The sequence below is a fragment of the Streptomyces sp. NPDC002676 genome, assembly GCF_053592455.1.
In genome coordinates this window covers 232,068-253,869 of the sequence record NZ_JBSFVT010000004.1, presented here as the reverse complement: position 1 = coordinate 253,869, position 21,802 = coordinate 232,068, and the positions used below count along the sequence as shown (strand labels likewise).

Genomic DNA, 21,802 nt, shown 5'->3' with positions numbered 1-21,802 from the left:
AGTGGAGCACGAGACCACGGCCGAGCTGGAAAAGCAGGCCAACCCGCAGGACGAGCAGTACCGGCCGAGCGAGCGGCAGCGCGAGCGGGAGCGGTTCCGCCGCGCCCGCCAGCGGCGCAACAGGTGGATCGCGACCCTGTGCACCCTGGTCAGCCTGGTGGCGGTGGCGGCGGCCGTGGTCGCCTCGCCCGGCTGGGACCGGCTGCACAGCCGGTTCCTGGACGGTGCGGAGTTTCGCAAGACGTTCCCCGCGATCCTGGACGGCTTCTGGCTCAACGTCCAGATGTTCCTGGTCGCCGAGGTGCTGATCCTGGTCCTGGGCCTGCTGATCGCCCTGGTGCGGGTCACCCGGGCGCCCGGCCTGCAGCCGTTGCGCCTGGCCGCGACCCTGTACGTGGACGTCTTCCGCGGGGTGCCGACCCTGCTGCTGGTCTTCCTGGTCGGCTTCGGCCTGCCGGCGCTCCAGCTGCAGGGCACCCCCTCCCAGCCCTGGCTGCTCGGGGTGATCGCGCTGGTGCTCTCCTACACCGCCTACGTCGGTGAGGTGCTGCGGGCCGGCCTGAACTCGGTTCACCCCGCGCAGCGCAACGCCGCGCGGGCGCTCGGGCTCAGCGAGTCGCAGACCCTCCGGCGGGTGATCCTCCCGCAGGCGGTGCGCAACGTCCTGCCGCCCCTGCTCAACGACTTCATCGCGCTGCAGAAGGACACCGCGCTGGTGGCCGTCCTCGGGCCGTTGGAGGCGCTGAGGGTCGCGCAGATCAAGGCGGACTACGACTTCAACTACACCCCCTACCTGGGGGCGGCAGCCCTGTTCATCGCGGTGACCATCCCCTTGACGAGGTACGCCGACCGACTGCAGCGCCGCGCCGCGCAGCGCACCTGGGCGGAGGCGGGACAGTGAACGAGCCACTGCTGCGGATCAGCGGCCTGCGTAAGGCATACGGCTCGCGCCTGGTCCTGCGCTCGATCGACCTGGATGTCGCCGAGCACCAGGTGGTCTGCCTGATCGGCGGATCGGGCTCGGGCAAGTCCACCCTGCTGCGCTGCATCGACCTGTTGGACGTCGTCGACGACGGCACCATCCATCTGGGCGGGACCGAGCTGACCGATCCCCGCCTGGACGCGAACCTGGCCCGCCGACGGATCGGCATCGTCTTCCAGGCGTACAACCTGTTCCCGCACCTGAACGTGCTGGACAACATCACGCTCGCCCCGCGCCAGGTGCACAAGGTGCCGCGCAGGCAGGCCGAGGAGTCGGCCCGCGAACTGCTCGCCAGGCTGGGCCTCGCGGACAAGGCGCACGACTACCCGGACCGGCTCTCCGGCGGCCAGCAGCAGCGGGCCGCGATCGCCCGGGCCCTGGCCACCGACCCGCAGGTGCTGCTCTTCGACGAGATCACCTCGGCGCTCGACCCCGAACTGGTGGGTGAGGTGCTGGACGTGGTCACGGACCTGAAGGAGCGCGGCCTGACCATTCTGATGGCCACGCACGAGATGGGCTTCGCCCGGCAGGCCGCTGACCAGGTCTGCTTCCTCGAGGACGGCGTGATCCGCGAACAGGGCACCGCAGAGCAGGTGCTCACCGACCCCCGCCACGAGTCGACCCGGCGCTTCCTGTCCCGCGTGCTGGAACGCTAGCGCCCTGAAGTCCTTGATCGGAGAGACTGGCCCAGCGATCCGCCGCGAAGGCCAGGAGCTCCGTCCACGAGGTGCCCTTGACGGCGAGCTGGGCGCGTTCCTTGTCCTTGGAGTCGCGGATGTGGATGGTGGCGGGGGTTACGGCCACTTCGACGCAGTCGGGGCCGTCGGCGCTGCTGTAGCTGCTCTTGAACCACGTCAGAGTGGCGGTGGTCATGCTTCTTCTCCCAGCACATTCTCGATGAACGCCATCGACTCCCGGGGCGAGAGAGCCTGTGCTCGGATCATTCCCTAGCGCATATCAAGGATCTGGACCTCCCGGGGGTCGCTGATCACTCGGCTGTGCAACTGGACTTCCAAGTGTCCCAGGGTCTTGCCGTTCTGGAGCTTCAGCAGCCGGATGGGTCCGCTCAGCCCGGCGTGATCCTGTTGGGAAACCTGCGCCCGCGCTCCACGGAGGAGCGGATCGCATCGCGCTGGGCTCACCTCTGCGCGGACGGGATCAGGGCCGGGGCGAAGCGGTAGGAGATCGACTCCATCAGCGGCTTGCGCTTGGTGTTGTGGAAGGCCGCGATGCGCCACTCGCCGTCGGGTCGGCGGACCAGGGTGTACGTCTGGATCTTGCTGAGCTTGCGCGGTCGCTTGCCTTTGTAGGTGTCGCCGCGGCCGTTGACCACCGCCAAGTCCGGTGCGGGGAAGCGGATGTCGAGGACCTCGTCCGCGAGCTTGGTGCCTTTGAGGAAGGCCCCGAACAGGGCGCGGTGACTTTCCACGATGTCCCGGCGCCCCCGGTAGAAGGTGCCGACGAAGGTGACGTAGGTGGCGTCCTCGGTGAACAGGCTGCCGTATGCGTCGGCGTCGTGCCGCTCCCAGGCGGCGACGAGTTCGTCCAGGACGGAGGTGATGGCGGCGACGTCGGTCGTGGTGGTCGACATGGTGCAGGTCCCCTCTGCTCGCTAGACTGCATGCAGATTCTGAACGTAAGCAGTATCTGCGTCCGTGCAGATAAATTTAGGAGAGGGCTCCGGCGATGGCAACCCCTTTGCACGGCGGGAACGAGCACGTGATCTTCCGTCAGTACCTCGACGCGGTGGGCCTCCAGGGCCTGGCCAGCGCGGAGGCCGCCGGTCTGCACACGTCGGAGTGGTACGCGCTCAGCCTGATCGCGGCGGAGGGCGGGCTCACCTCGGGTGAACTGGCCACCAGGACCGGGCTGACCACCGGCGCCACCACGCGCCTCATCGACCGCCTCGAACGGGCCGGGTACGCGCGCCGCGCCTCGGACCCCAAGGACCGCCGGCGGGTGATCGTCGAGCCGGTCCCGGACGCGCTCACCCACCTCGAGGAGGTCGTGGGCCCCGCCCGCCGCCACATCGCCGAGGTCCTGGCCCGCTACACCCCCGAGCAGCGGGCGTTGCTCTTCGACTACTTCGAGCACGCCGCACCCGCGTTCCGCGCCGCCACCGAGGAGATCCGCAAGGCCGTGGCGCCGAGGCGGAAGAGGGCGGCCCGGCCTCGAAGCGACGGCTGACGCGGCCGAAGCGCTCATCGCTTGCAGGAATGACACCACCGTGGCCGATTTGCCCCAGTGAACCGTTCGCCTCCGGTCGATTACAGTGCTGAGCGTCGTACATACGGACGGTGCCGCGGGGAGGTCTGAGTGGGTGCGACGACCGGGGCCGTCTGGGGCCGGGCCGAACAGCAGGACTTCCGCAGCAGGGTGCGCGGCACGCTGCTCGGCGGTGCCGTCGGGGACGCGCTCGGCGGGCCCGCCGACGCGCTCGCCCTGGAGGAGATCCGCTCCGTGTACGGCGGCGAAGGCCTGCTCGACCTGGCCTTCGGGCACGGCGAGCGCGGCACCGTCACCCACCACACCCAGCTCACCCTCTTCACCGTGGACGGGCTGATACGCGCCCAGGTACGCCGCGACACCGGCGCCTGGCATCCGCCGACCGACCTGCACCGGGCGTACCGCCGCTGGGCCGCGACCCAGCGGGACTGGGGGCCCGACGAGCGTCGCAAGGACGACGGCTGGCTGGCGCGTGAGGAGTGGCTGTACGCCCGCCGTGCGCCGACCCGGGCCCTGCTCATCGGCTTCGGGGACGACAACATGGGCACCCTGGAGACCCCCAAGAACCCTGGCGAAATGGGCCCGGAGGCGGTCGTCCGTTCCGCGCCCTTCGGGCTGCTGGTCGGCTGGGAGCCGCAGCTCGTCGTGCAGCTGGCCGTGGAGTGCGCGGCCCAGACCCACGGGCACCCCGTCGCCTACCTGTCGGCGGGCGCGTACGCCGTGATCGTGCACGCGCTGGCCCGCGGCGAGAGCCTGGACGGCGCCGTGCAGCGCGCCCTCGCCCTGCTCACCGCCCGCCCCGGCCACGAGCCCGTGACCGACGCCCTCCAGCACGCGCTCGGCGCGGTACGGCAGGGGCTGCCGACCCCGGCGCGGGTGGAGGAGCTGGCAGGGGACGGCACGGCGGACGGTCTGCTCGCCGCCTCCGTCTACTGCGCCCTGGTCGGCGAGGACGTACGGCACGGCCTGTGCCTGGCGGTGAACCAGAGCGGCCCCTCCGCCGCCGCGGGCGCCCTCACCGGCGGACTCCTCGGCGCCCTGCACGGTGAAACCGCCCTCCCGCCGGGCTGGCTGGCCGAACTGGAGGGCCGCCCGACCATCCTGGAACTGGCCGACGACTTCGCGATGGAGCTGACCCAGGGCCCTGCGCTGCACGGTCCCGCGGGGGCGTCACCGGGCTGGCTGGCGAGGTATCCGAGGGGTTAGCCCGTCACCGGTGCCCCGGCCGGATCGGCCTAGCGCATCAGCTCCCCCGCGTTGACCAGCAAGGACTGCCCCGTGATGGCACGCGCCCGGTCCGAGGCCAGGAACACCGCCGCGTCCGCCACGTCACCGTCCGTCGCCAGCTCCGGCAGCGCCATCCGCTCCGTCAGCCGCCCCAGCACCTCCGCCTCCGGCACCCCCTCCGTCTGCGCGGTGAACCGGACGTACGCCTGGACCGGCGGACCCCACATCCAGCCCGGCAGCACGGTGTTGACCCGGATCCGGTACGGGCCCAGCTCCCGCGCCAGCGAGTACATGGCACTCGTCAGCGCCCCCTTCGAGGCGGCGTACGCGGCCTGCTTCACCTGCGAGGGCGCGGCGACCGCCGACTGCGTCCCGATGAAGACGACGGACCCGCCCCCGCCCGCTTTCAGCGCGGGCAGGCAGGCCCGGGTCATCCGCAGCGTCCCCAGCAGGTTCACGTCGAGGACCGACTGCCAGGTCGCGAAGTCGGCGTCCTCGACCCCGCCGAAGTACGAGTCCCAGGCCGCCACGTGCACCACGGCGTCGACCGAGCCGAAGCGCTCCCGCGCCAGCCCGGCCAGCGCCGCGCACTGGCCCTCGTCCGTGATGTCGGTCGGCCGGTACGCCGTGCGCGTGCCGTCCGGGTCGATCTCGGCCGCGCTCTTGGAGAGGTTCGCCTCGGTGCGGGCGCCCAGGACGGCGTTCCCTCCGTCCCGTACGACCGCGGCGGCGACCTGGTGACCGAGCCCCGCGCCGACTCCGGAGACGACGACGGTCTTGCCCGCGAGCAGAGACATTCCGGCCTCCCGGCCCCTGGTGCTCCATCTGATGGAGCGTCAGAGTATGGGCGACCGCAGGAAGACGGAAGGGGACCGGTATGAGCGACGACACCCGCAGCGAGCTGTACGCCGAACTGGCCGCCGTCGGCCCGTACGGCGTCCGCCCCGGCCACGCCCTGATCACCATGGTCGAGCCGCACCCCGGCCACGAGTACGCGTACAACCGCTGGTACGAGGACGACCACTACTACGCCGGCGCGATGGCCATGCCCTGGATGTACGCCGGGCGCCGCTGGGTGGCGACCAGGGAGCTGCAGCTGCTCCGGTACCCCGAGAAGTCGGCCGTGGCCCAGCCGGTCACCGCCGGCTGCTACCTCTCCACGTACTGGATCACCGACGGCCGCTACGACGAGCACATGAAGTGGACCGTCGCCATCAACAAGCGCCTCAACCGGGACGCCCGCGTCCATCACGCCCGCACCCACGTCTTCACGGCGTTCCAGGACCACGAGACGACCGTCTACCGCGACGGCGCGGCGGGCCCGAGGGACTTCCACGCCCTCGATCACCCCTACGCGGGGCTCGTGCTGGAGGTGATCGACGCCGAGTCACCGGAGCAGCGGGTCCAGCTGCTGGAGTGGCTGAGCCGCCGCCATCTGCCCCGCCGCCTCGCGGGCTCCCCGGCGGCCCTGGTCACCGTCTTCCGCCCGACCCCGCTCCCCGGCGACCGCATGACCTACGTCAAGCAGGTCGAGGGCACGGACACCCGCCTGACCCTGCTGTGGTTCCTGGAGAGGGACCCGCGGGAGTGCTGGGCGGAGCACTTCACGGGGCTGGACGAGCGAGTGGCGGAGGCGGGGCTGGGCAGGGTGGAGCTGGTGGCACCCTTCATCCCCACGATCCCGGGCACGGACCGTTACGTGACCGAGCTTCGCAGCTGAAACGGGGGTCTGGGGGCGCAGCCCCCAGAGTTCACTTCAGCTCGTCAGGGCACGGCGTGCCGCGAGGCAGCTGATACGGCGCCGCCAACCGATACGTGCCGGCCCGCGGAGCGAGCAGCATCGTCCACTTGTCGCCGTTGAGGTCCTCCGGCGTCTCCATCAGGCAGCCGTTGACGTTCTTGTACGTCCGTCCGTCGGAGAGCTTGCGCGGGGGCTTCAGGCTCTTGCCGTGATCGTCCACGATGCTCAGCCAGGGCGAGTACGGGATCCGGATGAGGATCCGCCCGGCCTTGTGCACCTCGATCGTCAGCTCGCCCTGATCGGCCCGGTCGACCGCCGCGTGCGGCTCGGCGAGCGGCGTCGGGTCGGTCACCTGGAACAGCTGCCAGTTGGCGTCGCCCCAGATCTGGCTCAGATACGGCATCCCGCGCTGCAGCAGCTGCCGCTCGCGCTGGCCGCCGTCACCGTCCGGATTGTCCTTGGGCAGCACCACGAAGTGAACGGCCCAGCGCTGGAGCCACTCGTGGTAGTTCGCCGAGTTGAGCGTGTCGTCGTAGAAGAGCGGGTTGCGCTCCATGTCGGCCTGGCGGTTCCAGCCGCGCGCCAGATTGACGTACGGCGCGAGCGCGGAGGCCTCGCGGTGCGAGCGGGCCGGGACGACCTCGACACGGCCCTTCTCGGCGCCGACCTTCTGCAGCTCGTTCACCAGCGGGGCGAGTTCCCGGGCCCAGGACGCCGCCGGGGTCGTGTGGATGATGTCGTCCACCGACTTGACGCCGATCCAGGCGACCATGCCCAGGAAGGCCAGCACGGTCAGGTACCACTTGCGCGACTTCCGTACCTGGAACGGCAGCGCCGCGATCAGCGTCGCACCCGCGAACAGCATCGGCAGCCGCGAGATGTTCGACCCGATCTGCGAGCTGATCAGCCACACCAGGACGACGCCGACGCTGTACACGGCCGCCGTCAGCCGTACGGTGATCCACTCCTTCGGCACGAGGAAGAGGACCAGCAGGCCGTACAGCAGGGGCAGGATCACCGAGAAGATCGTCATCGGCTGGGTGCCGGAGAACGGGAACAGCCACGCCGAGACGCCGACCACCGCCGAGGGCGCGACGCCCAGCGCCCAGGCGGCCGGCCGCCGCTTCTGGAGGAAGAGCGCGACCGCGACCAGGCCCACGAACAGCCCCGCGACCGGCGAGCCCATGGTGGCGAGCGCGGCCAGCGGGGCGGCGACCAGGGCCTTCGCCCAGCGTTTGTGGCGCCAGCGGTACGGCCAGCAGAAGACCGTCGCGACCGCGCCGAGCGCGAACATGGTGCCGAGCCCGAAGGTGACCCGCCCGGAGATCGCGTTGCATACGAACGCGAAGAGCCCGGCGAGCGAGGCCCACAGCGGGTTCTTCACCGCGCGGCTGCGGATCAGGATCAGGGTCAGCAGGCCCGCCGAGACCGTGCCGGCGATCACCATCGTCGTACGGACGCCGAGCAGCGACATCAGATACGGCGACACCACGCTGTACGACACCGGGTGCATGCCGCCGTACCAGGCGAGGTTGTACGCCGAGTCCGGGTGCCGGCCGACGAACTCGGCCCAGGCGTCCTGGGCCGCGAGGTCGCCACCGCTGTTCGCGAACGTGAAGAGCCAGATGATGTGCAGTACGCCGGCGAGGGCCGTTATGGACAGCACGGGGTGGACGAGCAGCCGCTGCCGGAGGGGTTCGGCGGCGGTGAGGAGACGCGCGAGCGTGCCGCCGTGACTGTTCGCGTCCGTTGCGTCGGTCGCGTCAGTGGTGTCGGTTGCGTCCGTTGCGTCGGTCGCGTCCGTCGTGTCAGTCGGCGACAGGCGTATTCGCGGGCCGGACCCGGGCATGGATCCCGAGCCCGGATCGGTGTCGTCGGCGCGTGTCGGCTCCGCAGTGGCCACCTGAAGGCACTCCCCGTGTCCCGTCTTCTGTTCATCCCGGCCGCGTCCCGGCGACCTGCCCCGATTCGTGACGCTAGCACGCACCCCGCCGCGGGGCCCCCGGGTGGGGGCTCCGACGACGGGGTGCGCGGGCGCTCTGGTCAGCCCAGACGGGTCAGCTTGGCCGCGAAGCCGGGCTCGGTCAGCGCCTGCTTCAGGGCCACCGGCACCTTCACCGCACTGGCCGAACCGTCACCCACGGTGAGCGTGCCGACCTTGGTGCCGGCCTTCGCGGTGTGCGGTACGTGGTCGGCGGCGAAGGACAGCTTCACCTTCAGGCCCGCCCAGCCGGCCGCGGTGACGTCCTGGGTGACGACGACCGGGGTACGGCCGCCGAGACCGTCGTCCACGTACCCGACGACATCGCCCTTCTTCAGGATCGTCGCCGACTTCAGGGCGCCCTGCGCGGCCCGGATCAGCTTGTCGCTGCCGTCCAGGGCGGCGCTGAGGATCGTGTGCTCCGGGCCGCCCGCGGGCTGGCGCAGCACGGCGCCGACGATGATGCGGGTCTCGCCGCCGGTCTGCTGCTTCGCCGCGAAGACGAGGTTGCCGAGGGCGGAGGTGGTGGTGCCGGTCTTGATACCGACGACGTTGTTGTGGCCGACCAGCTGGTTCCAGTTGGAGTGGTAGGCGCCCTTGTAGTCGGTGTACGACATCATCGCCGCGACCTCGCGGAAGGCGGGCAGCGTCATCGCGGCCTTGGCGAGCTTCACCTGGTCCACGGCCGTGCTGACGGTGGAGTTCGTCAGGCCCGAGGGGTCGGTGTACGTCGTGTTCGTCATGCCGAGCTTCTTCGCGGCGGCGTTCATCTTCGCCACGAACGCCTGCTCCGAGCCGGCGTCCCAGCGGGCGAGGAGGCGGGCCACGTTGTTCGCGGAGGCGATCAGGATGCCTTCCAGGGCCTCGCGCTGGGTGATCGAGTCGCCCTTGGTGACGTGGACCGTGGACTCGTGGCCGGCGATCGACTGGTCCTCGGCGGGCTGGTCGATCTTGATCTTCGGACCCTCGGCGCCGCTCTTGAGGGGGTGGTTGCTGAGGATCAGGTACGCGGTCATCACCTTGGCGACGCTGGCGATCGGTACGGGCTTCTGGTCGCCGGAGCTGCCGAAGGTGCCGATGCCCTGGACGTCGAGGGCGGCCTGGCCCTGGGAGGGCCAGGGGATGTCCGTCTTGGCGCCGTCGAAGGTGTACGTGTCCTTCGCGGTGAGGTCGAGGGTGGGCTGGGGGAGCGGGCGCAGGGTCTGTACGACCGCGAAGATGATCGCCAGGAGGATCACCAGCGGGGTCCAGATCTTGACCCGGCGGATGAGCGTGCGGACCGGGGTCTGCGGCGGCGGAGGCGTGTTGGTCAGCTCGGCCAGCAGGTCCAGCGGAGGCCTCGGAGGGAGCGGCTGCTGGGTGGTGCGCTCGGGGCCGACCTGGGGGAGGTTGGTGGTGACGTCGGGCTTGAGCGCGACGAACTTGCTGGTGCGCTCGGGGTCGGTGGACTTGGGCGCCTTGGGGGCGCGGTCGACCTTGAGCATGGTGGTCGGCTGATCGACGCCGGGCTTCTTGGGCCGGAGGGCCTTGAAGGCGGTGGTGGGCTGATCGATGCCCTTGGCTCCGCCCTGGGCGCCGGACGCCTTCGCCTCGGCTTCGCCTTCGGCGTCCTCCGGCTCGTCGCCGGACGCCTTCGCCTCGGCTTCGCCGTCGTCCGTCTTCGCCTCGGCTTCGCCTTCGGCGTCCTTGTTCCCGCCCGCACCACCCGTGCGGGCTTCGTTGTCGGCTGCGGGTGGCCCCTGCGGGGCGTCCTCGCCGTCGGCGGCCTCCGGCTCGTCGCCAGACGCCTCCGCCTCGGCTTCGCCGTCGCCCACTTCGGCCTCGGCTACGCCCTTGTCCGCCTCGGCTTCCGCGTCTGCGCCCGCCTTCGCTTCGGCGTCCGTCTTTGCGTCTGCGTCTGCTTCTGCGCTCGCCTCGGCCTCCGCCTCAGCAATCTCCTCGGCCTTCGCCCCAGCCTCGTCGCCGGCCTTCGCCTCAGGGGCGTCTTCAGCCTTCGCCTCAGCGTCGCCCTCGGCCTCCGCCTCGGCGCCCGCGTCCGCCTTCGCGTCAGCGTCCGTGCCCGCCTCGGTGGCCGCCTCGTCCTCCGCCTCAGCGGTCTCCTCGTCCTCCGCCTCAGCGGTCTCCTCGTCCTCCGCCTCAGCGGTCTCCTCGTCCTCCGCCTCAGCGGTCTCCTCGGCCTCCGCGTCAGCGTCGCCCTCGGCCTCCGCCCCGGAGACGCCCTCAGCCTCCGCCGCAGCGGTGCCGTCGGCCTTCGCCGCAGCGGTGCCCTCGGCCTCCGCCCCAGTGCCGCCCTCGGCCTCCGCCTCAGTGCCGCCCTCGGCGTTCGCCTCGGTGTCGCTCTCGGCCTCCGGCCCGGCGGTGTCCTCGACGCCCGCCTCAGCCGTCTCCTCGGCACCCTGGTTCGGCCTCGCCGTGCGGACCCAGGCCGAGACTGCCTCTCGGAGGTCGGTGTCCTCCGTGGAGGCGGGTATGGGCTTCGGGGGGTGTACCGAGAGGATCTTTGTCGCCGTGTCCGCCTTCGCGGCGGCGGTGTCCCGTTCGCGGGACATCGCCAGGCGCGGATCGCGCGCCTCGGGAACCGGAACCGCGCTCCCCGACGTCGGTTCCGCCGACGACTCGCGCTGCTTCGAACTGTCGGGGGACTCGCCCGCCACCAATGCCTCCTCCTGCGCCGCACGGCCACTCGTGCGCCCTGTCCGAACCATGTACCAGTGTCCTGTGTGAGGACTTGGCCCCTGCGGTAGACGAGAACGACATACCTGCCGGTTCCCTCACGAACCGGTCACGTGCCCTCGACAGACCAATGTGAGAGGGGTCACCCTGTCATTCATCCACGCGGGGAGGCATGGATGGGCAGGAGCCGCAGAACACTTCCGGAGGAGCTTCTGCTGCTGGCACTGGACCCGACCACGGGTACCACTGCACAGCCGCAGTCGCTCGACCTCGGTCTGGCCGGAGCACAGCTAGTAGAGCTGGCGTTGGCCGGACGGATAGCCCCAGACGGGGATCGTATCGCCGTGGTGGTGCCACGGCCGACAGGAGATCCGACTCTGGACTGCGCGTTGGAGTTGCTGCGAAGGCGTGGCGCTCCCGTACGGGCAGTTCATTGGATTGGCGGGCCGCGTCTCGGGCTGCGCCAGACCTATCTCTCGCATCTGGAGCGGTGCGGCATGGTTGCCGCCGTACCGGGACAGATGTGCGGAGTGCTGCCGACGACGCGGTATCAGGCGACGGACACCGCCATCAGCCGGGAGATCCGATCCCGGCTGGATTCCGCGATCCGCACCGGCGTTCCGCCGGACCCGCGGACCGCGGCGCTCGCCGCACTGGCCCACGCCGTCGGGCTCGGCAAGCACCTGTATCCGGGGAACGAGGGACGGTCGTCCCGGTCCCGGTTGCGGGATCTGATCCGCCACGACCCCATGGGCGGGCTGGTCGCACATGCCGTGATGGACGTTCAGAACGGTGTGGCCGCACAGCCGCGCCGCGGGCCGGCGGCAGCCGGCCGGCAGGCGGGGCCCGGAGTCAGGCCGGCCGCGGCGGAACCCGCCCGCGGTGTGCCGATGCAACCACACCACGGCCACGGGTCCATGGCACGCGCCGTGGTCCACTGAGGGCCGCGCGAGCAAGCCGGGATTCACTGAGCCGCCGCACGCAACACCAGTCCCCAACGCCCGTTCCACACACGTTCGGGAGCCGCTGGTTCGAGCGGAGTGGTGAGGCCGTATGGTCTCGCCGCTCCGCTCGAACGCGTTAGGGCGTATCAGTTCGATGCATCGCGCTTCCGCGTCCGAACCGTTGCACCCAATTCGCATATCCACCGTTTCCCAGCGGTAGAAAGCACCTTGGTGGCAGTCTGCTCAACAGCAGATACGCAAAGTGTTAAGGACCAGGCAGACAGCCGGAGGTGCACGTCCCGTGGCGTCCAATGTCAATCCCACCGTCAGGCGGCGCCGGCTGGGCCAGGAGCTGCGCAGGCTCCGCGAGCTCAAGGGCATGACGGCCGAGGAGGTTGCGGAACGACTGCTCGTTTCGCAGTCGAAGATCAGTCGGCTGGAGAACGGCCGTAGAAGCATCAGCCAGCGGGATGTGCGCGACCTTTGCGGCGTGTACGAGGTCGAGGACCAGCGGATCGTCGACTCGCTGATGGAGATGGCCCGGGATTCGCGACAGCAGGGCTGGTGGCACACCTTCGGCGACATCCCGTACAGCGTGTACATCGGGCTGGAGACCGACGCCGAGTCGCTGCGCGTGTACGAACCCCAGCTGGTGACCGGTCTGTTGCAGACCCGCGCCTACGCGGAGGCCCTGGTGCAGGGCGCGTTGCCGGAGACCTCGGCGGCGGACATCGAGAAGCGCGTACAGGTGCGCATGCGCCGACAGGAACGTATCACCGCCGAGAACAACCCGCTCCGGCTGTGGGTCGTGCTGGACGAGGCGGCGCTGCGCCGGGTCGTCGGCAGTCGGCTGGTGATGCGCGAACAGCTGGAGCACCTGATCGAGATGTCCCAGCTGCCGCACGTCACCGTGCAGGTGCTGCCCTTCGACGTGGGCGCGCACCCGGGGCTCAACGGGCAGTACGCGATCCTGGAGTTCACCGACGCGGCCGACTCCAGCGTGGTGTACCTGGAGGGCGTCACCAGCGACCTGTACCTGGAGAAGGCGCAGGACGTGCAGAAGTACGCCGTGATGTACGAGCACCTGCGGGCGCAGTCCCTCAATGTGGAACAGTCCCGGCAATACATCGCCAAAGTGGCCAAAGAGTACGCCGATTGAGCTGTAGCGCCCGCCGTCGGCAGGGGGCGCCGGATCGTACACCGTTGATCCGATTCAGTGGAAGCCTCGCCTGGAATATGCCATCCGGTCGAGTGAACGACCACTCCTCCAGGGGCAGTTGCCCGGTAGCGTCGATCACGCCAATCAGACGACACGGTTGGCGTGAACCGCACCACCAGCAACTCGCAACAGGAGTGGACATGGCACTGATTCAGGGCGCTTCGGAGACGTGGATGAAGTCCTCCTATTCCGCGGGCAACGGCGCCTGCGTCGAGGTCAAGTCTTCCAACGCCGCCGAACTCGCCGTACGCGACTCCAAGGCGCTCGAAGGCCCGATCCTGGCGTTCCCGGCCGACGCGTGGAACGCGTTCGTGGCCTCGGTCAAGGCCTAGGGAGCACCTCCCTGACCTTCGTCCGTAGACGCGTACGACAACAACTGCACAAGCACCACCAGCAATACCAGCACCACGCAGTGAGCCCTCTCGACCGGTCGCCGTCCTTGCCGAGAGGGCTCGCTCGTTCCCCGGGGTCCTACCGGGGTGTCACCGGGAACGCCACGTCGCACACCGGGTCCTGTGCCCCCGACGCCTCCCAGTCCGCGAAGTACACCTCCCGGCAGGGCCCGGCCGGCTCCAGCCCCTGCTGGTCCATCCACTGCTCCACCGCCCCGAAGGCGGCCAGGATCTGCGGATGGGCCACCTGCGCCTTGGCGATCCGGGTGTAGGCCAGCCGCCGGGCCGGTTCCACCCGCACCTTCGTCTCCCAGGCCCGTCCCGCGCGCTCGGCCCACGCCCGCGCCGCCGCCTCGTCCGCGACCGGCACGCACGACTCGGCGGGCCCGTCGCTCTCCATCGACACCTCGGCGTGGTAGACGACGAACGGCGCCCCGGCCACGCCCCCGCACTCCCGGGCCGCCGCCTCCAGCCGCCCCAGCGAGGCGCCGATCCACGACGGCAGCTCGTCCGCCAGGGTGTGCCGCGTCTCGGTGATCACCACCTGCGCCGGCACCTCCACCGTCTCGACCACGAACTTCCCGTACATATCGGAACTCCTCCCCGACAGTCGTCCACGGAGGTACTCCGCGAGGGTCCGCTGCCCGGCCACCCGCGCCTCGACGTCCGCCCAGTAGGCGGCGAGCAGGCCGGCGGCCTCGTCACCCTCGGCCCCGATCACCTCGGCGATCCGGGCGAGCGGCATGTCCAGCTGCCGCAGCAGCGCCACGAGCCGGGCGCGTTCGACCTGGTCGGCGCGGTAGTAGCGGTAGCCGCTGGCCTCGTCGACCTGCGCCGGTGCCAGCAGGCCGAGCCGGTCGTACAGCCGCAAGGCCTTGGCCGAGAGCCGGGCCCGTGCGGCGAACGCGCCGATGGTGAGCAGTTCGTCGTCCACGCGAGCATCCTCCGTCACCGGGCGCGGTCCGCCCGGTGACAGGGACGCTCTCCCCTGCCCCAGGGGCAAGGTCAACCGGTCAGCTCAGCTGGCCCTCGATGGCCGAGACGACGGCGGCCGCCTCCGGCTCGGTCTGCGGCGAGAACCGCGCCACGATCTGGCCGTCGCGGCCGATCAGGAACTTCTCGAAGTTCCAGCGGATGTCCCCGCTGTGCCCCTCGGTATCGGCGAAGCCGACCAGCCGCTCGTACAGCGGGTGCCGGCCCTCGCCGTTCACCTCGATCTTCTCGGTCATCGGGAAGGTCACGCCGTACGTCGCCGAGCAGAACTCGGCGATCTCCTCGGCCGTGCCGGGCTCCTGCCCGAGGAACTGGTTGCAGGGCACCCCGAGCACGGTGAAGCCCTGCCCGGCGTACCGCTCCTGGAGCTTCTCCAGACCCGCGTACTGCGGGGTCAGGCCGCACTTGGAGGCCACGTTCACCAGCAGCACGGCCTGGCCGGCGTACTGCGACAGCTCGGCGGGACCGCCCTGAAGGGCCCCGATCTCGACGTCCAGCGGGGAACCGTTGTATGCGTCAGTCGTCATGCTCGGATGCTAGGCCCTGTCGTCAAATTCCCGCCTGCCCCGCCCGGTGACGGCTCCCGGGCCGCCCCGAACCGCCCTGGTCGGCCCCGGGGGCGCCTGGGCCCCGCTGCCGGCCTCCACGACCACGTCCCCGGCCGCCGTCCGCGCGTACAGCACCGACCGGCCGGCCCGCCACCGCTGCACCAGCCCCGCCTCCCGCAGCACCCGCAGATGGCGGCCCACCGAACCCAGCCCCTGCCCGGTCACCGCGGTCAGCTGGGTGGTGCTCATCGGGGAGTCGAGCAGCACCAGTACCCCCGCCCGTGCCGGCCCGAGGAGCGCCCCCAGGCCCGGCGGTACGGCCCGGTCGCCGGAGCCGGCCAGGGCCCCGGTGCACGGGTAGATCACGGCGTACCGCTTCCGCTCCTCCCACGCCACCCAGCCGTGCCGCTGCGGGGTCACCGGCACGAACACCAGCTCGGCCCCGGAGATCTCGCGCGGCGGATACTCGTGCAGATTGACCTGGAAGCGGTTGTCCCCGAGCCACCGGGTGCCGCCGGGCCGCAGGCAGTCCAGGACCCCCGCCCAGCCGCCCCGGCTCACCTGCGCGGTCCGCGCGACCACGTCCGCCTCCAGCACCCGCCGACGCCGCTCCCAGTACGGCCGTACGGTCTCCTCCCACACCCACTCCAGCAGCGAGGCCGCCCGCTCCGGCAGGTCGTCGCGGTCCAGCACGGCGGGCAGCGGACCGGCGAGGGCCATCCGCAGATGGTCCCGCGCGGCGCCCGGATCCGTTGCCCGCACCCGGGCGACACCGTCCGCAAAGCTCTCGCCGTCGCGGGGCGTGGGCGTGAGGAAGTCGGCGATCCACTCCCGCCCGAGCCCGGCCCGCAGCAGTCGCGCGGCCACCGGATCGGCGCCCAACAGGGCGTGGTAGCAGGGCAGATGGGCCTGTAGCCACTCCTGCTCACCAGGGTGGGCGCCCTCGCCGGCGTGCAGGAGCTTCAGCCCCGCGAAGGTCTCGGCGAGCGGGGAGATCACGAACCGACTCCGGGCGAGCGTGTCGGCGTTGAGCTGCCACCACCCCAAGGCCCCTACCCCCTACGACGTTTCGCGCCTCGGCGAAACAATAACGACCGCACCGGCGGCCACCCCACACTCCGAGCCATGCCCAGTTACCGATCCCTCTTCGGCACGCGGGAGTTCACCCCGCTCTTCCTCGGCACGGCGGCGCAGACCGCCGCGATGACCGTCGGCGGTCTCGCGCTGGCCACGCTCGTGTTCCGGGCGACCGGCTCCCCGCTGCTGTCGGCCGTGAGCATGTTCGGCCCGTCGCTGGCCCAGGTGCTGGGCGCGACCGTCCTGCTCTCCGGCGCCGACCGGCTGCCCCCGCGTACGGCCCTGTCCGGCATCGCCCTCGTCTTCGCGGCCGGTACGGCCCTGCAGGCGCTGCCCGGGCTGCCGGTCGGCGCGGTCTTCGGTGTCGTACTCCTGCTGGGACTGGCGGCGTCTCTGGGCGGCGGGGTGCGCTGGGGCCTGCTGAACGAGATCCTGGCCAAGGACGGTTATCTGCCGGGGCGTTCGCTGTTCAACATGATGAGCGGCCTGATGCAGATCACGGGTTACGCGACGGGAGGCGCGCTCCTGGCCGCGCTCTCCCCTGGGGCGTGCCTGCTCCTGTCGGCGGCGCTGTACGCGACGGCCGCGCTGGTCCTGCGCCTGGGCCTGACCGCGCGCCCGCCCCGGGCTGCGGGCCGCCCCTCGGCGGCGGAGACCTGGCGCACCAACGCCCTGCTGTGGTCGGACCGCAGGCGCCGTCTCACGTACCTGGGCCTGTGGCTGCCCAACGGCCTGGTGGTCGGCTGCGAGTCCCTCTACGTGTCGTACGCCCCCGACGCGGCCGGCGCCCTGTTCGCCTGCGCGGCGTTCGGCATGTTCGTCGGGGACGTGACGGTGGGCCGCCTGCTCCCGCCCGCAGTGCGGAGCCGCCTGGCGACGCCCCTGCTCCTGCTCCTGGCGGCGCCGAACCTGGCGTTCTTCGCGCACCCGCCGCTGCCGGTGGCGGGGGTCTGCGTGATGCTCGCCTCGGCCGGCTTCGGCGCGAGCCTGGTGCAGCAGGAGCGGCTGATGGCCCTGACCCCCGCCGAACTCGCCGGACACGCCCTGGGCTTGCACTCGGCGGGAATGCTGACCCTGCAGGGCGTGAGCGCGGCTCTGGCGGGGGCGATGGCCCAACTGGCCTCGCCGTCCTGGGCGATGACGGCGATGGCGACGGCGTCGATCGCGGTGACGGTGACCCTGGCGGCGGCTACGGCCAGGACTACGGCTGCTGCTCGCCGAGCTCCTGAGCCGCAGTCGCAACCGGAGCGGGAGCGGGAGCCGGAACGGGGGCCTTCTCGCCGCTGACGACGTCGAGGTCGGCCGCGATCTTCTGGGTGGCCTTGTCGAAGTAGCGCAACAGCTCGACGGGGAACGGCATCACGAGCGTGGAGTTCTTCTCCGCGGCGACCTCGACGACGGTCTGGAGCAGACGCAGCTGCATGGCCTCGGGCGTGTCGGACATGATCCTCGACGCGTTGGCGAGCTGCTGCGCGGCCTGGAACTCACCGTCGGCGGTGATGACCCGGGCCCGCCGCTCCCGCTCGGCCTCGGCCTGCCGGGACATGGACCGCTTCAGCGACTCGGGAAGCTGGACGTCCTTGATCTCGACGCGGTCGATGTGAATGCCCCAGCCCGCGGCCGGGCTGTCGATCATCAGCGCGAGCCCCTCGTGCAGCCGCTCCCGGTCGCTCAGCAGGTCGTCGAGGTCGCTCTTGCCGATGATGGACCGCAGGGAGGACTGGGCGACCTGCCCGACGGCGAAGACGTAGTCCTGCACCTCGATGGCGGCCCGCACCGGGTCGGTGACGCGGAAGTAGACGACGGCGTCCACCTTCACGGACACGTTGTCCTTGGTGATGCCCTCCTGGGTGGGCACCGGCATGGTGACGATCTGCACGTTCACCTTGCGCATCCGGTCGGCGAACGGGATGAGGAAGGTGATGCCCGGCTGCCGGTGGGCCGGCAGCGCCTTCCCCCACCGGAACACGACCCCGCGCTCCACCTGGTTGACGACCCGCATCCCGCTCTTCAGCACGAACAGCAGAAGCACGACCACGACGACCACTGCGACGACGGTGCCTTCCATGGCACTCCATTCTCCGACGCGATTTCTTGTCCGGTTCCGGACAAGGGTGAGGACACCCCCGAGGGCATACCCGGATCCAACCGCGGTGTCAGGGATCCGTAAAGAAACCGTGCACGCCCAGCCGGGCCAGGTGGCGCATGATCGAAGTGCGGTCGGCGTCGCACGCCTCGACGATGGCGCTGAAGGGCGGAGCGCGAAGCTTGTGACAGCCGAGCACTCCGCTGAGTCATGCGTCAAAGAAAGAGGGAACCATGACGGCAGCGACGGAGACTCCCACTCGAGAAAAGGCCGGCGTAGGCCAGGAAGAGTTCGGCGAGGAATCCGCCTTCGGCCCGCTCCTGCTGGCAGCGATGCTGGCCCGGCGTGAGGAGCGCGGTGAGGAACCGATCATCGAGCACCCGCTTCTTCTCGCTGCGCTCGCGCGCCGCCGTGAAGAGGGCGGCGAGGAGTCGATCATCGAGCACCCGCTTCTCCTGGCTGCGCTCATGCGCCGCCGTAAGGAGCGCGGTGAGGAGTCGATCATCGAGCACCCGCTTCTCCTGGCTGCGCTCATGCGACGTCGCCGTGAGGAGCGCGGCGAGTCGCTGATCGAGCACCCGCTTCTCCTGGCTGCGCTGATGCGCCGCCGTGAGGAGAGCAGTGAGGAGTCGGGCATCGAGCACCCGCTTCTCCTGGCTGCGCTCACGCGGCGTCGTCGTGAGGAGCGCGGCGAGTCGATCATCGAGAACCCGCTTCTTCTTGCTGCGCTCATGCGCCGTTAGCAGGAAATGGCGACGCCCCTGCCCCCCGATCCGTGCAGTTGCCGGCATCGGGGGGCAGGTCCCGTAGGGCAATCGAAGACTTGAGGAACCACAATGGCAGCTGAGTCCGACGGACAATCGGGACGGGATCCCTTGGAGGCCTTCATCGACGAGATCTTCGAGGAAATGGTGCGTGATGCTGGATTCCCGCATACCGGCACGGGTTTCAGGCATGGAAAGGACCCACTTGGGGGAGCCCTGATGGAAGCAGCCGTGGCGTCCCTTTCCCAGCCGCCCTCCCGTTCCTCCGAGCTGGAAAGGGTGCTGTTCGCGCAGACCCTCGCGACCGCACTGGCAGATTCTCTCGCGCCCGCTCTGGCGGATGTGCTGGCCGCGGAGATCATGAAGGTGCTGACCCACCATGCCGCCACTCAAAGAGGTGGCAGCCAGGAGACCGTCGGTGGGGCCGACCGCGGTCACCGCTCTGCCGGCGAACGTTCCTAGCGGGCCGTCTCACCACCGGGCGAACACAAGGGCCGGTCTGGGAGGAAAACCTCCTGGACCGGCCCTTCTTCTTGTGCCCCCGTGTCACGTCGCCGCCGACAAGTATTAGTCCGCCTGCGGGATGTGACTGCGTCGGTCACTGGGTGATCCGGATTCCGGTGCTTCGATCGGGTCAGGAGGCATCTGCCATGGCTGACGAGCGACAGCAGGACACCCGATCCCGACTTTCCATGTCCCGGCGCCGTGTGCTGGCCACGGCCACCCTTGCGCCCGCACTCACCGGTGTGCCGGCCCGAGCCCGCGCCCTGACCGCCGGCCGGGAGGACCGGGAGGACCGTAATTTGGTCCAACCGGTGATGACGAAGCTGGCGGACTGGGCGGACGTGGGCGCGGCCCTGGGCCGACCCGGTGACATGAGGCGATTCATGTACCACACGGCCTTGCCGCGCCGAGACCTCACGGTCGTCTCCCGCGGCATTCTGATCAACCCCGCGCTCGCCCTGGGCACACACGTGTCCTTCGTCCGGTACGCGGACCACAGCACGCTCCTGATGGGCGACGCCGTGGTCACCGAGCGCGAACTGCAGCACTTCTGCGACGTCCTGCAGGAGCACGGGATCGCGCAGACTGCCATTCATAAGCACCTGCTCGCCCACGAACCGGATGTCTGGTGGGTGCATGTGCACGCCCACGGTCACGATCCGGTCGCCGTTGCCCGTGGGCTGCGCGCCGCATTCGACCGCACCGGTACTCCACCTGCCGGATCCGCCGCTTATTCGCCGCCCCTCGACCTGGACACCGCCGCCATCGACGCCGCACTGGGCGTCAAGGGCGTCGCCGATGGTGAGATCCACAAATGCACCTATGTCCGTCGCGAGACGGTCACCGACGGCCATGTGGTCCTGCCTCCCGGACTGGGCTCCACCACCTCCGTCAACTTCCAGCCGCTCGGCGCGGGAAGGGCCGCCCTCAGCGGCGACCTTGTCATGATCGCCAGCGAAGTTCAGCCCGTCCTCACGGCTCTGCGACGCGGTGGCATCGAACTCGTCGAGGTGCACCACCACAACCTCACTGACGAACCACGCCTGTTCTTCGTCCACTACTGGGCCGTCGGCCAAGCCGTCAGGCTCGCCGAGGCCGTTCGCAAGGCCGTGGACACCACCAACGTCGCACCCATGCCCGGAGGAGTCGGCTAATGACCGCGGACAACGAGACACACGTCTGCCCGTTCGATTTCAGCGAAGCCCTGGGTTTCGACCCCGCGCTCGCCGCCCTGATGCAGCGCGGTTCACCCGGGCGCATCCGGCTTCCCTACGGCGACGCGGATGCCTGGCTGATCACGGGCTTCGACTCCGTCAAGCAGGTGACCACCGACCAGCGGTTCAGCAGGGCGGGCATCATCGGTCACGACTACCCCCGGATGACGCCGGAGCCCATCGTGTCGCCGGAATCGATCAACGTGATGGACCCACCGCACAGCAGCCGCGTCCGTCACCTGGCCTCCCAGGCCTTCACGCAGCCACAAGTCGACGGTATGCGGCACCGGATCGTCCAGCTTGCGGACCGCCTGCTGGACGACATGGAGGAAGAAGGACCGCCGGCGGACGTGGTCCCGCACCTGTCCGACAAGCTCCCCCAGCACACCGTCCTGGACCTCCTCGGTATCGAACGGGAGGATTGGCCCTGGGTCGAGGAGGCCGTACGCCAGCTGCTCGTCGTCGGCGCGGGCAACAAGGAGGCCGCCGCGACAGCCAAGGCCGATCTGGCGGCCTACTTCGCCAAAATCGTCGCACAACGCCGGAACTCACCCGGCCCCGACCTCATCAGCGCGATGGCCGCAGCGCGGGAAGGGGAAGAACAGCTTGATGACAAGGAACTGGCGGTCATGACGCTGACGCTGGCTCTCAGCGGCCAGGACACGGCAACCTGCCAGATCAGCAATATCACCTACCTGCTCCTGACACGTCCCGAGCTGCTGCAGCACCTCAGGCGCAAGCCCGAGACCATGACCGACGTCTTGCATGAACTGCTCCGCTACATCCCGTTCCGCAAGGGGGTAGGAATCCCCCGGGTGGCTCTCGAGGACGTGGAACTCGACGGTGCGCACATCCGGGCGGGCGACTTCGTTCATGTGTCGTACTTGACGGCCAACCGTGACCCGGAGCGCTACCCGGACCCCCATGACATCGACCTCGACCGTCAGAGCGCTCCGCATATGACCTTCGGCTGGGGCGGACACCGGTGCATCGCGGTGCCCTTGGCCATGGCGGAGCTCGAAGTGGCCATCGGCCGGCTCGTGGAGAGATTCCCCGGTCTGCGGCTCGCGGTGCCGCCAGAGGAGGTGCGGTGGGACACAAAGACGATCAGACGGTTTCCGCTGGAGTTGCCAGTGGCTTGGTAGAGACACCTGGCAGCGCCGACCCGTTCGGTTCGGTCCGTGCTCAGGAGCCGCATGAGGTCGTGAGGGCAGCCACTCGAGAAGGAGGA

At 70.2% G+C, this 21,802-nt stretch carries 22 protein-coding genes and 1 pseudogene; 12 read left to right on the top strand and 11 right to left on the bottom strand.

The genetic code is table 11. From position 1 onward, the window contains the following. Position 1 precedes the first annotated feature (1 nt). Positions 2-901 carry an amino acid ABC transporter permease gene (locus tag ACWD3E_RS14455; RefSeq protein WP_451350697.1) on the top strand — a complete coding sequence of 300 codons (900 nt, stop codon included), beginning with the start codon at positions 2-4 and terminating at the stop codon, positions 899-901. Further along, positions 898-1,638, top strand: coding sequence for an amino acid ABC transporter ATP-binding protein (locus tag ACWD3E_RS14450; RefSeq protein ID WP_451350698.1), 741 nt, complete (start codon positions 898-900; stop codon positions 1,636-1,638). The genes ACWD3E_RS14455 and ACWD3E_RS14450 overlap by 4 nt, the downstream gene beginning before the upstream one ends. On the opposite strand, the gene ACWD3E_RS14445 is transcribed toward ACWD3E_RS14450, so the two are convergent. The 3 genes and pseudogenes from ACWD3E_RS14445 to ACWD3E_RS14435 all read right to left on the bottom strand — a co-directional run bounded on the left by ACWD3E_RS14445 (position 1,580) and on the right by ACWD3E_RS14435 (position 2,573). Continuing rightward, positions 1,580-1,855, bottom strand: coding sequence for a DUF397 domain-containing protein (locus ACWD3E_RS14445; protein WP_451387862.1), 276 nt, complete (start codon positions 1,853-1,855; stop codon positions 1,580-1,582). The genes ACWD3E_RS14450 and ACWD3E_RS14445 overlap by 59 nt on opposite strands. Then, a pseudogene (locus ACWD3E_RS14440) lies at positions 1,852-2,067 on the bottom strand (Scr1 family TA system antitoxin-like transcriptional regulator); the annotation flags it as partial. The gene ACWD3E_RS14445 and the pseudogene ACWD3E_RS14440, both read right to left, overlap by 4 nt. Before the next feature lie 53 nt (positions 2,068-2,120). Continuing rightward, positions 2,121-2,573: an SgcJ/EcaC family oxidoreductase gene (locus ACWD3E_RS14435; protein ID WP_451387861.1), complete on the bottom strand. Its 453-nt coding sequence runs from the start codon at positions 2,571-2,573 to the stop codon at positions 2,121-2,123. 95 nt (positions 2,574-2,668) lie between these two features. Between ACWD3E_RS14435 and ACWD3E_RS14430 the strand changes: the two genes are divergently transcribed. Both ACWD3E_RS14430 and ACWD3E_RS14425 read left to right on the top strand, forming a co-directional pair. Continuing rightward, positions 2,669-3,169, top strand: a complete 501-nt coding sequence (locus ACWD3E_RS14430) for a MarR family winged helix-turn-helix transcriptional regulator (protein ID WP_451387860.1) — start codon at positions 2,669-2,671, stop codon at positions 3,167-3,169. Between the two features lie 129 nt (positions 3,170-3,298). Beyond that, positions 3,299-4,414, top strand: coding sequence for an ADP-ribosylglycohydrolase family protein (locus ACWD3E_RS14425; RefSeq protein WP_451387859.1), 1,116 nt, complete (start codon positions 3,299-3,301; stop codon positions 4,412-4,414). Between the two features lie 29 nt (positions 4,415-4,443). Here the strand turns inward: ACWD3E_RS14425 and ACWD3E_RS14420 are convergent, their stop codons facing one another. Next, complete coding sequence (locus tag ACWD3E_RS14420) at positions 4,444-5,232, bottom strand: SDR family oxidoreductase (protein WP_451387858.1); 789 nt, start codon at positions 5,230-5,232, stop codon at positions 4,444-4,446. An 80-nt stretch (positions 5,233-5,312) separates the two neighbouring features. On the opposite strand from ACWD3E_RS14420, the gene ACWD3E_RS14415 reads away from it, so the two are divergent. Beyond that, the gene (locus tag ACWD3E_RS14415; RefSeq protein ID WP_451387857.1) at positions 5,313-6,155 is read left to right on the top strand and encodes a hypothetical protein; all 843 of its coding nucleotides are present in this window, start codon (positions 5,313-5,315) and stop codon (positions 6,153-6,155) included. Positions 6,156-6,186: 31 nt separating this feature from the next. On the opposite strand, the gene ACWD3E_RS14410 is transcribed toward ACWD3E_RS14415, so the two are convergent. Together ACWD3E_RS14410 and ACWD3E_RS14405 are read right to left on the bottom strand one after the other, a co-directional pair. Further along, positions 6,187-8,079 (bottom strand): MFS transporter, encoded by a 1,893-nt coding sequence (locus ACWD3E_RS14410; RefSeq protein ID WP_451387856.1) that lies wholly within the window; start codon positions 8,077-8,079, stop codon positions 6,187-6,189. Between the two features lie 140 nt (positions 8,080-8,219). Continuing rightward, positions 8,220-10,811 carry a D-alanyl-D-alanine carboxypeptidase gene (locus ACWD3E_RS14405; protein WP_451387855.1) on the bottom strand — a complete coding sequence of 864 codons (2,592 nt, stop codon included), beginning with the start codon at positions 10,809-10,811 and terminating at the stop codon, positions 8,220-8,222. 195 nt (positions 10,812-11,006) lie between these two features. Between ACWD3E_RS14405 and ACWD3E_RS14400 the strand changes: the two genes are divergently transcribed. From ACWD3E_RS14400 to ACWD3E_RS14390, 3 genes are all read left to right on the top strand, one after another. Further along, positions 11,007-11,771 (top strand): GOLPH3/VPS74 family protein, encoded by a 765-nt coding sequence (locus ACWD3E_RS14400; RefSeq protein ID WP_451387854.1) that lies wholly within the window; start codon positions 11,007-11,009, stop codon positions 11,769-11,771. A gap of 304 nt (positions 11,772-12,075) precedes the next feature. Beyond that, positions 12,076-12,933: a helix-turn-helix domain-containing protein gene (locus tag ACWD3E_RS14395; protein WP_451350713.1), complete on the top strand. Its 858-nt coding sequence runs from the start codon at positions 12,076-12,078 to the stop codon at positions 12,931-12,933. 200 nt (positions 12,934-13,133) lie between these two features. Then, a complete protein-coding gene (locus ACWD3E_RS14390; protein WP_451350714.1) occupies positions 13,134-13,325 on the top strand; it encodes a DUF397 domain-containing protein in 192 nt (63 codons plus the stop codon). A 139-nt stretch (positions 13,326-13,464) separates the two neighbouring features. Here the strand turns inward: ACWD3E_RS14390 and ACWD3E_RS14385 are convergent, their stop codons facing one another. The 3 genes from ACWD3E_RS14385 to ACWD3E_RS14375 form a co-directional block, all read right to left on the bottom strand. Then, positions 13,465-14,319, bottom strand: coding sequence for a MerR family transcriptional regulator (locus tag ACWD3E_RS14385; protein ID WP_451387853.1), 855 nt, complete (start codon positions 14,317-14,319; stop codon positions 13,465-13,467). Between the two features lie 79 nt (positions 14,320-14,398). Next, the gene (locus ACWD3E_RS14380; protein ID WP_451387852.1) at positions 14,399-14,905 is read right to left on the bottom strand and encodes a glutathione peroxidase; all 507 of its coding nucleotides are present in this window, start codon (positions 14,903-14,905) and stop codon (positions 14,399-14,401) included. A 9-nt stretch (positions 14,906-14,914) separates the two neighbouring features. Next, a complete protein-coding gene (locus ACWD3E_RS14375) occupies positions 14,915-15,973 on the bottom strand; it encodes an ArsR family transcriptional regulator (RefSeq protein ID WP_451387851.1) in 1,059 nt (352 codons plus the stop codon). Between the two features lie 78 nt (positions 15,974-16,051). Between ACWD3E_RS14375 and ACWD3E_RS14370 the strand changes: the two genes are divergently transcribed. Next, positions 16,052-17,290: an MFS transporter gene (locus tag ACWD3E_RS14370; protein ID WP_451387850.1), complete on the top strand. Its 1,239-nt coding sequence runs from the start codon at positions 16,052-16,054 to the stop codon at positions 17,288-17,290. Here the strand turns inward: ACWD3E_RS14370 and ACWD3E_RS14365 are convergent. Together ACWD3E_RS14365 and ACWD3E_RS14360 are read right to left on the bottom strand one after the other, a co-directional pair. Next, on the bottom strand, positions 17,205-18,071 hold the full coding sequence (locus ACWD3E_RS14365) for a slipin family protein (protein ID WP_451387849.1): 867 nt from the start codon (positions 18,069-18,071) through the stop codon (positions 17,205-17,207). The two genes, ACWD3E_RS14370 and ACWD3E_RS14365, sit on opposite strands and share 86 nt — an antisense overlap. A gap of 233 nt (positions 18,072-18,304) precedes the next feature. Next, positions 18,305-18,880 carry a hypothetical protein gene (locus ACWD3E_RS14360; protein ID WP_451387848.1) on the bottom strand — a complete coding sequence of 192 codons (576 nt, stop codon included), beginning with the start codon at positions 18,878-18,880 and terminating at the stop codon, positions 18,305-18,307. A 45-nt stretch (positions 18,881-18,925) separates the two neighbouring features. Between ACWD3E_RS14360 and ACWD3E_RS14355 the strand changes: the two genes are divergently transcribed. The 3 genes from ACWD3E_RS14355 to ACWD3E_RS14345 all read left to right on the top strand — a co-directional run bounded on the left by ACWD3E_RS14355 (position 18,926) and on the right by ACWD3E_RS14345 (position 21,716). Further along, complete coding sequence (locus tag ACWD3E_RS14355; protein ID WP_451387847.1) at positions 18,926-19,315, top strand: hypothetical protein; 390 nt, start codon at positions 18,926-18,928, stop codon at positions 19,313-19,315. A 188-nt stretch (positions 19,316-19,503) separates the two neighbouring features. After that, entirely contained in the window at positions 19,504-20,511 is a 1,008-nt protein-coding gene (locus ACWD3E_RS14350) for a DUF1259 domain-containing protein (protein WP_451387846.1), read from the top strand. Then, a complete protein-coding gene (locus ACWD3E_RS14345; protein ID WP_451387845.1) occupies positions 20,511-21,716 on the top strand; it encodes a cytochrome P450 in 1,206 nt (401 codons plus the stop codon). Before ACWD3E_RS14350 ends, ACWD3E_RS14345 begins: the two co-directional genes overlap by 1 nt. Positions 21,717-21,802 lie beyond the last annotated feature (86 nt).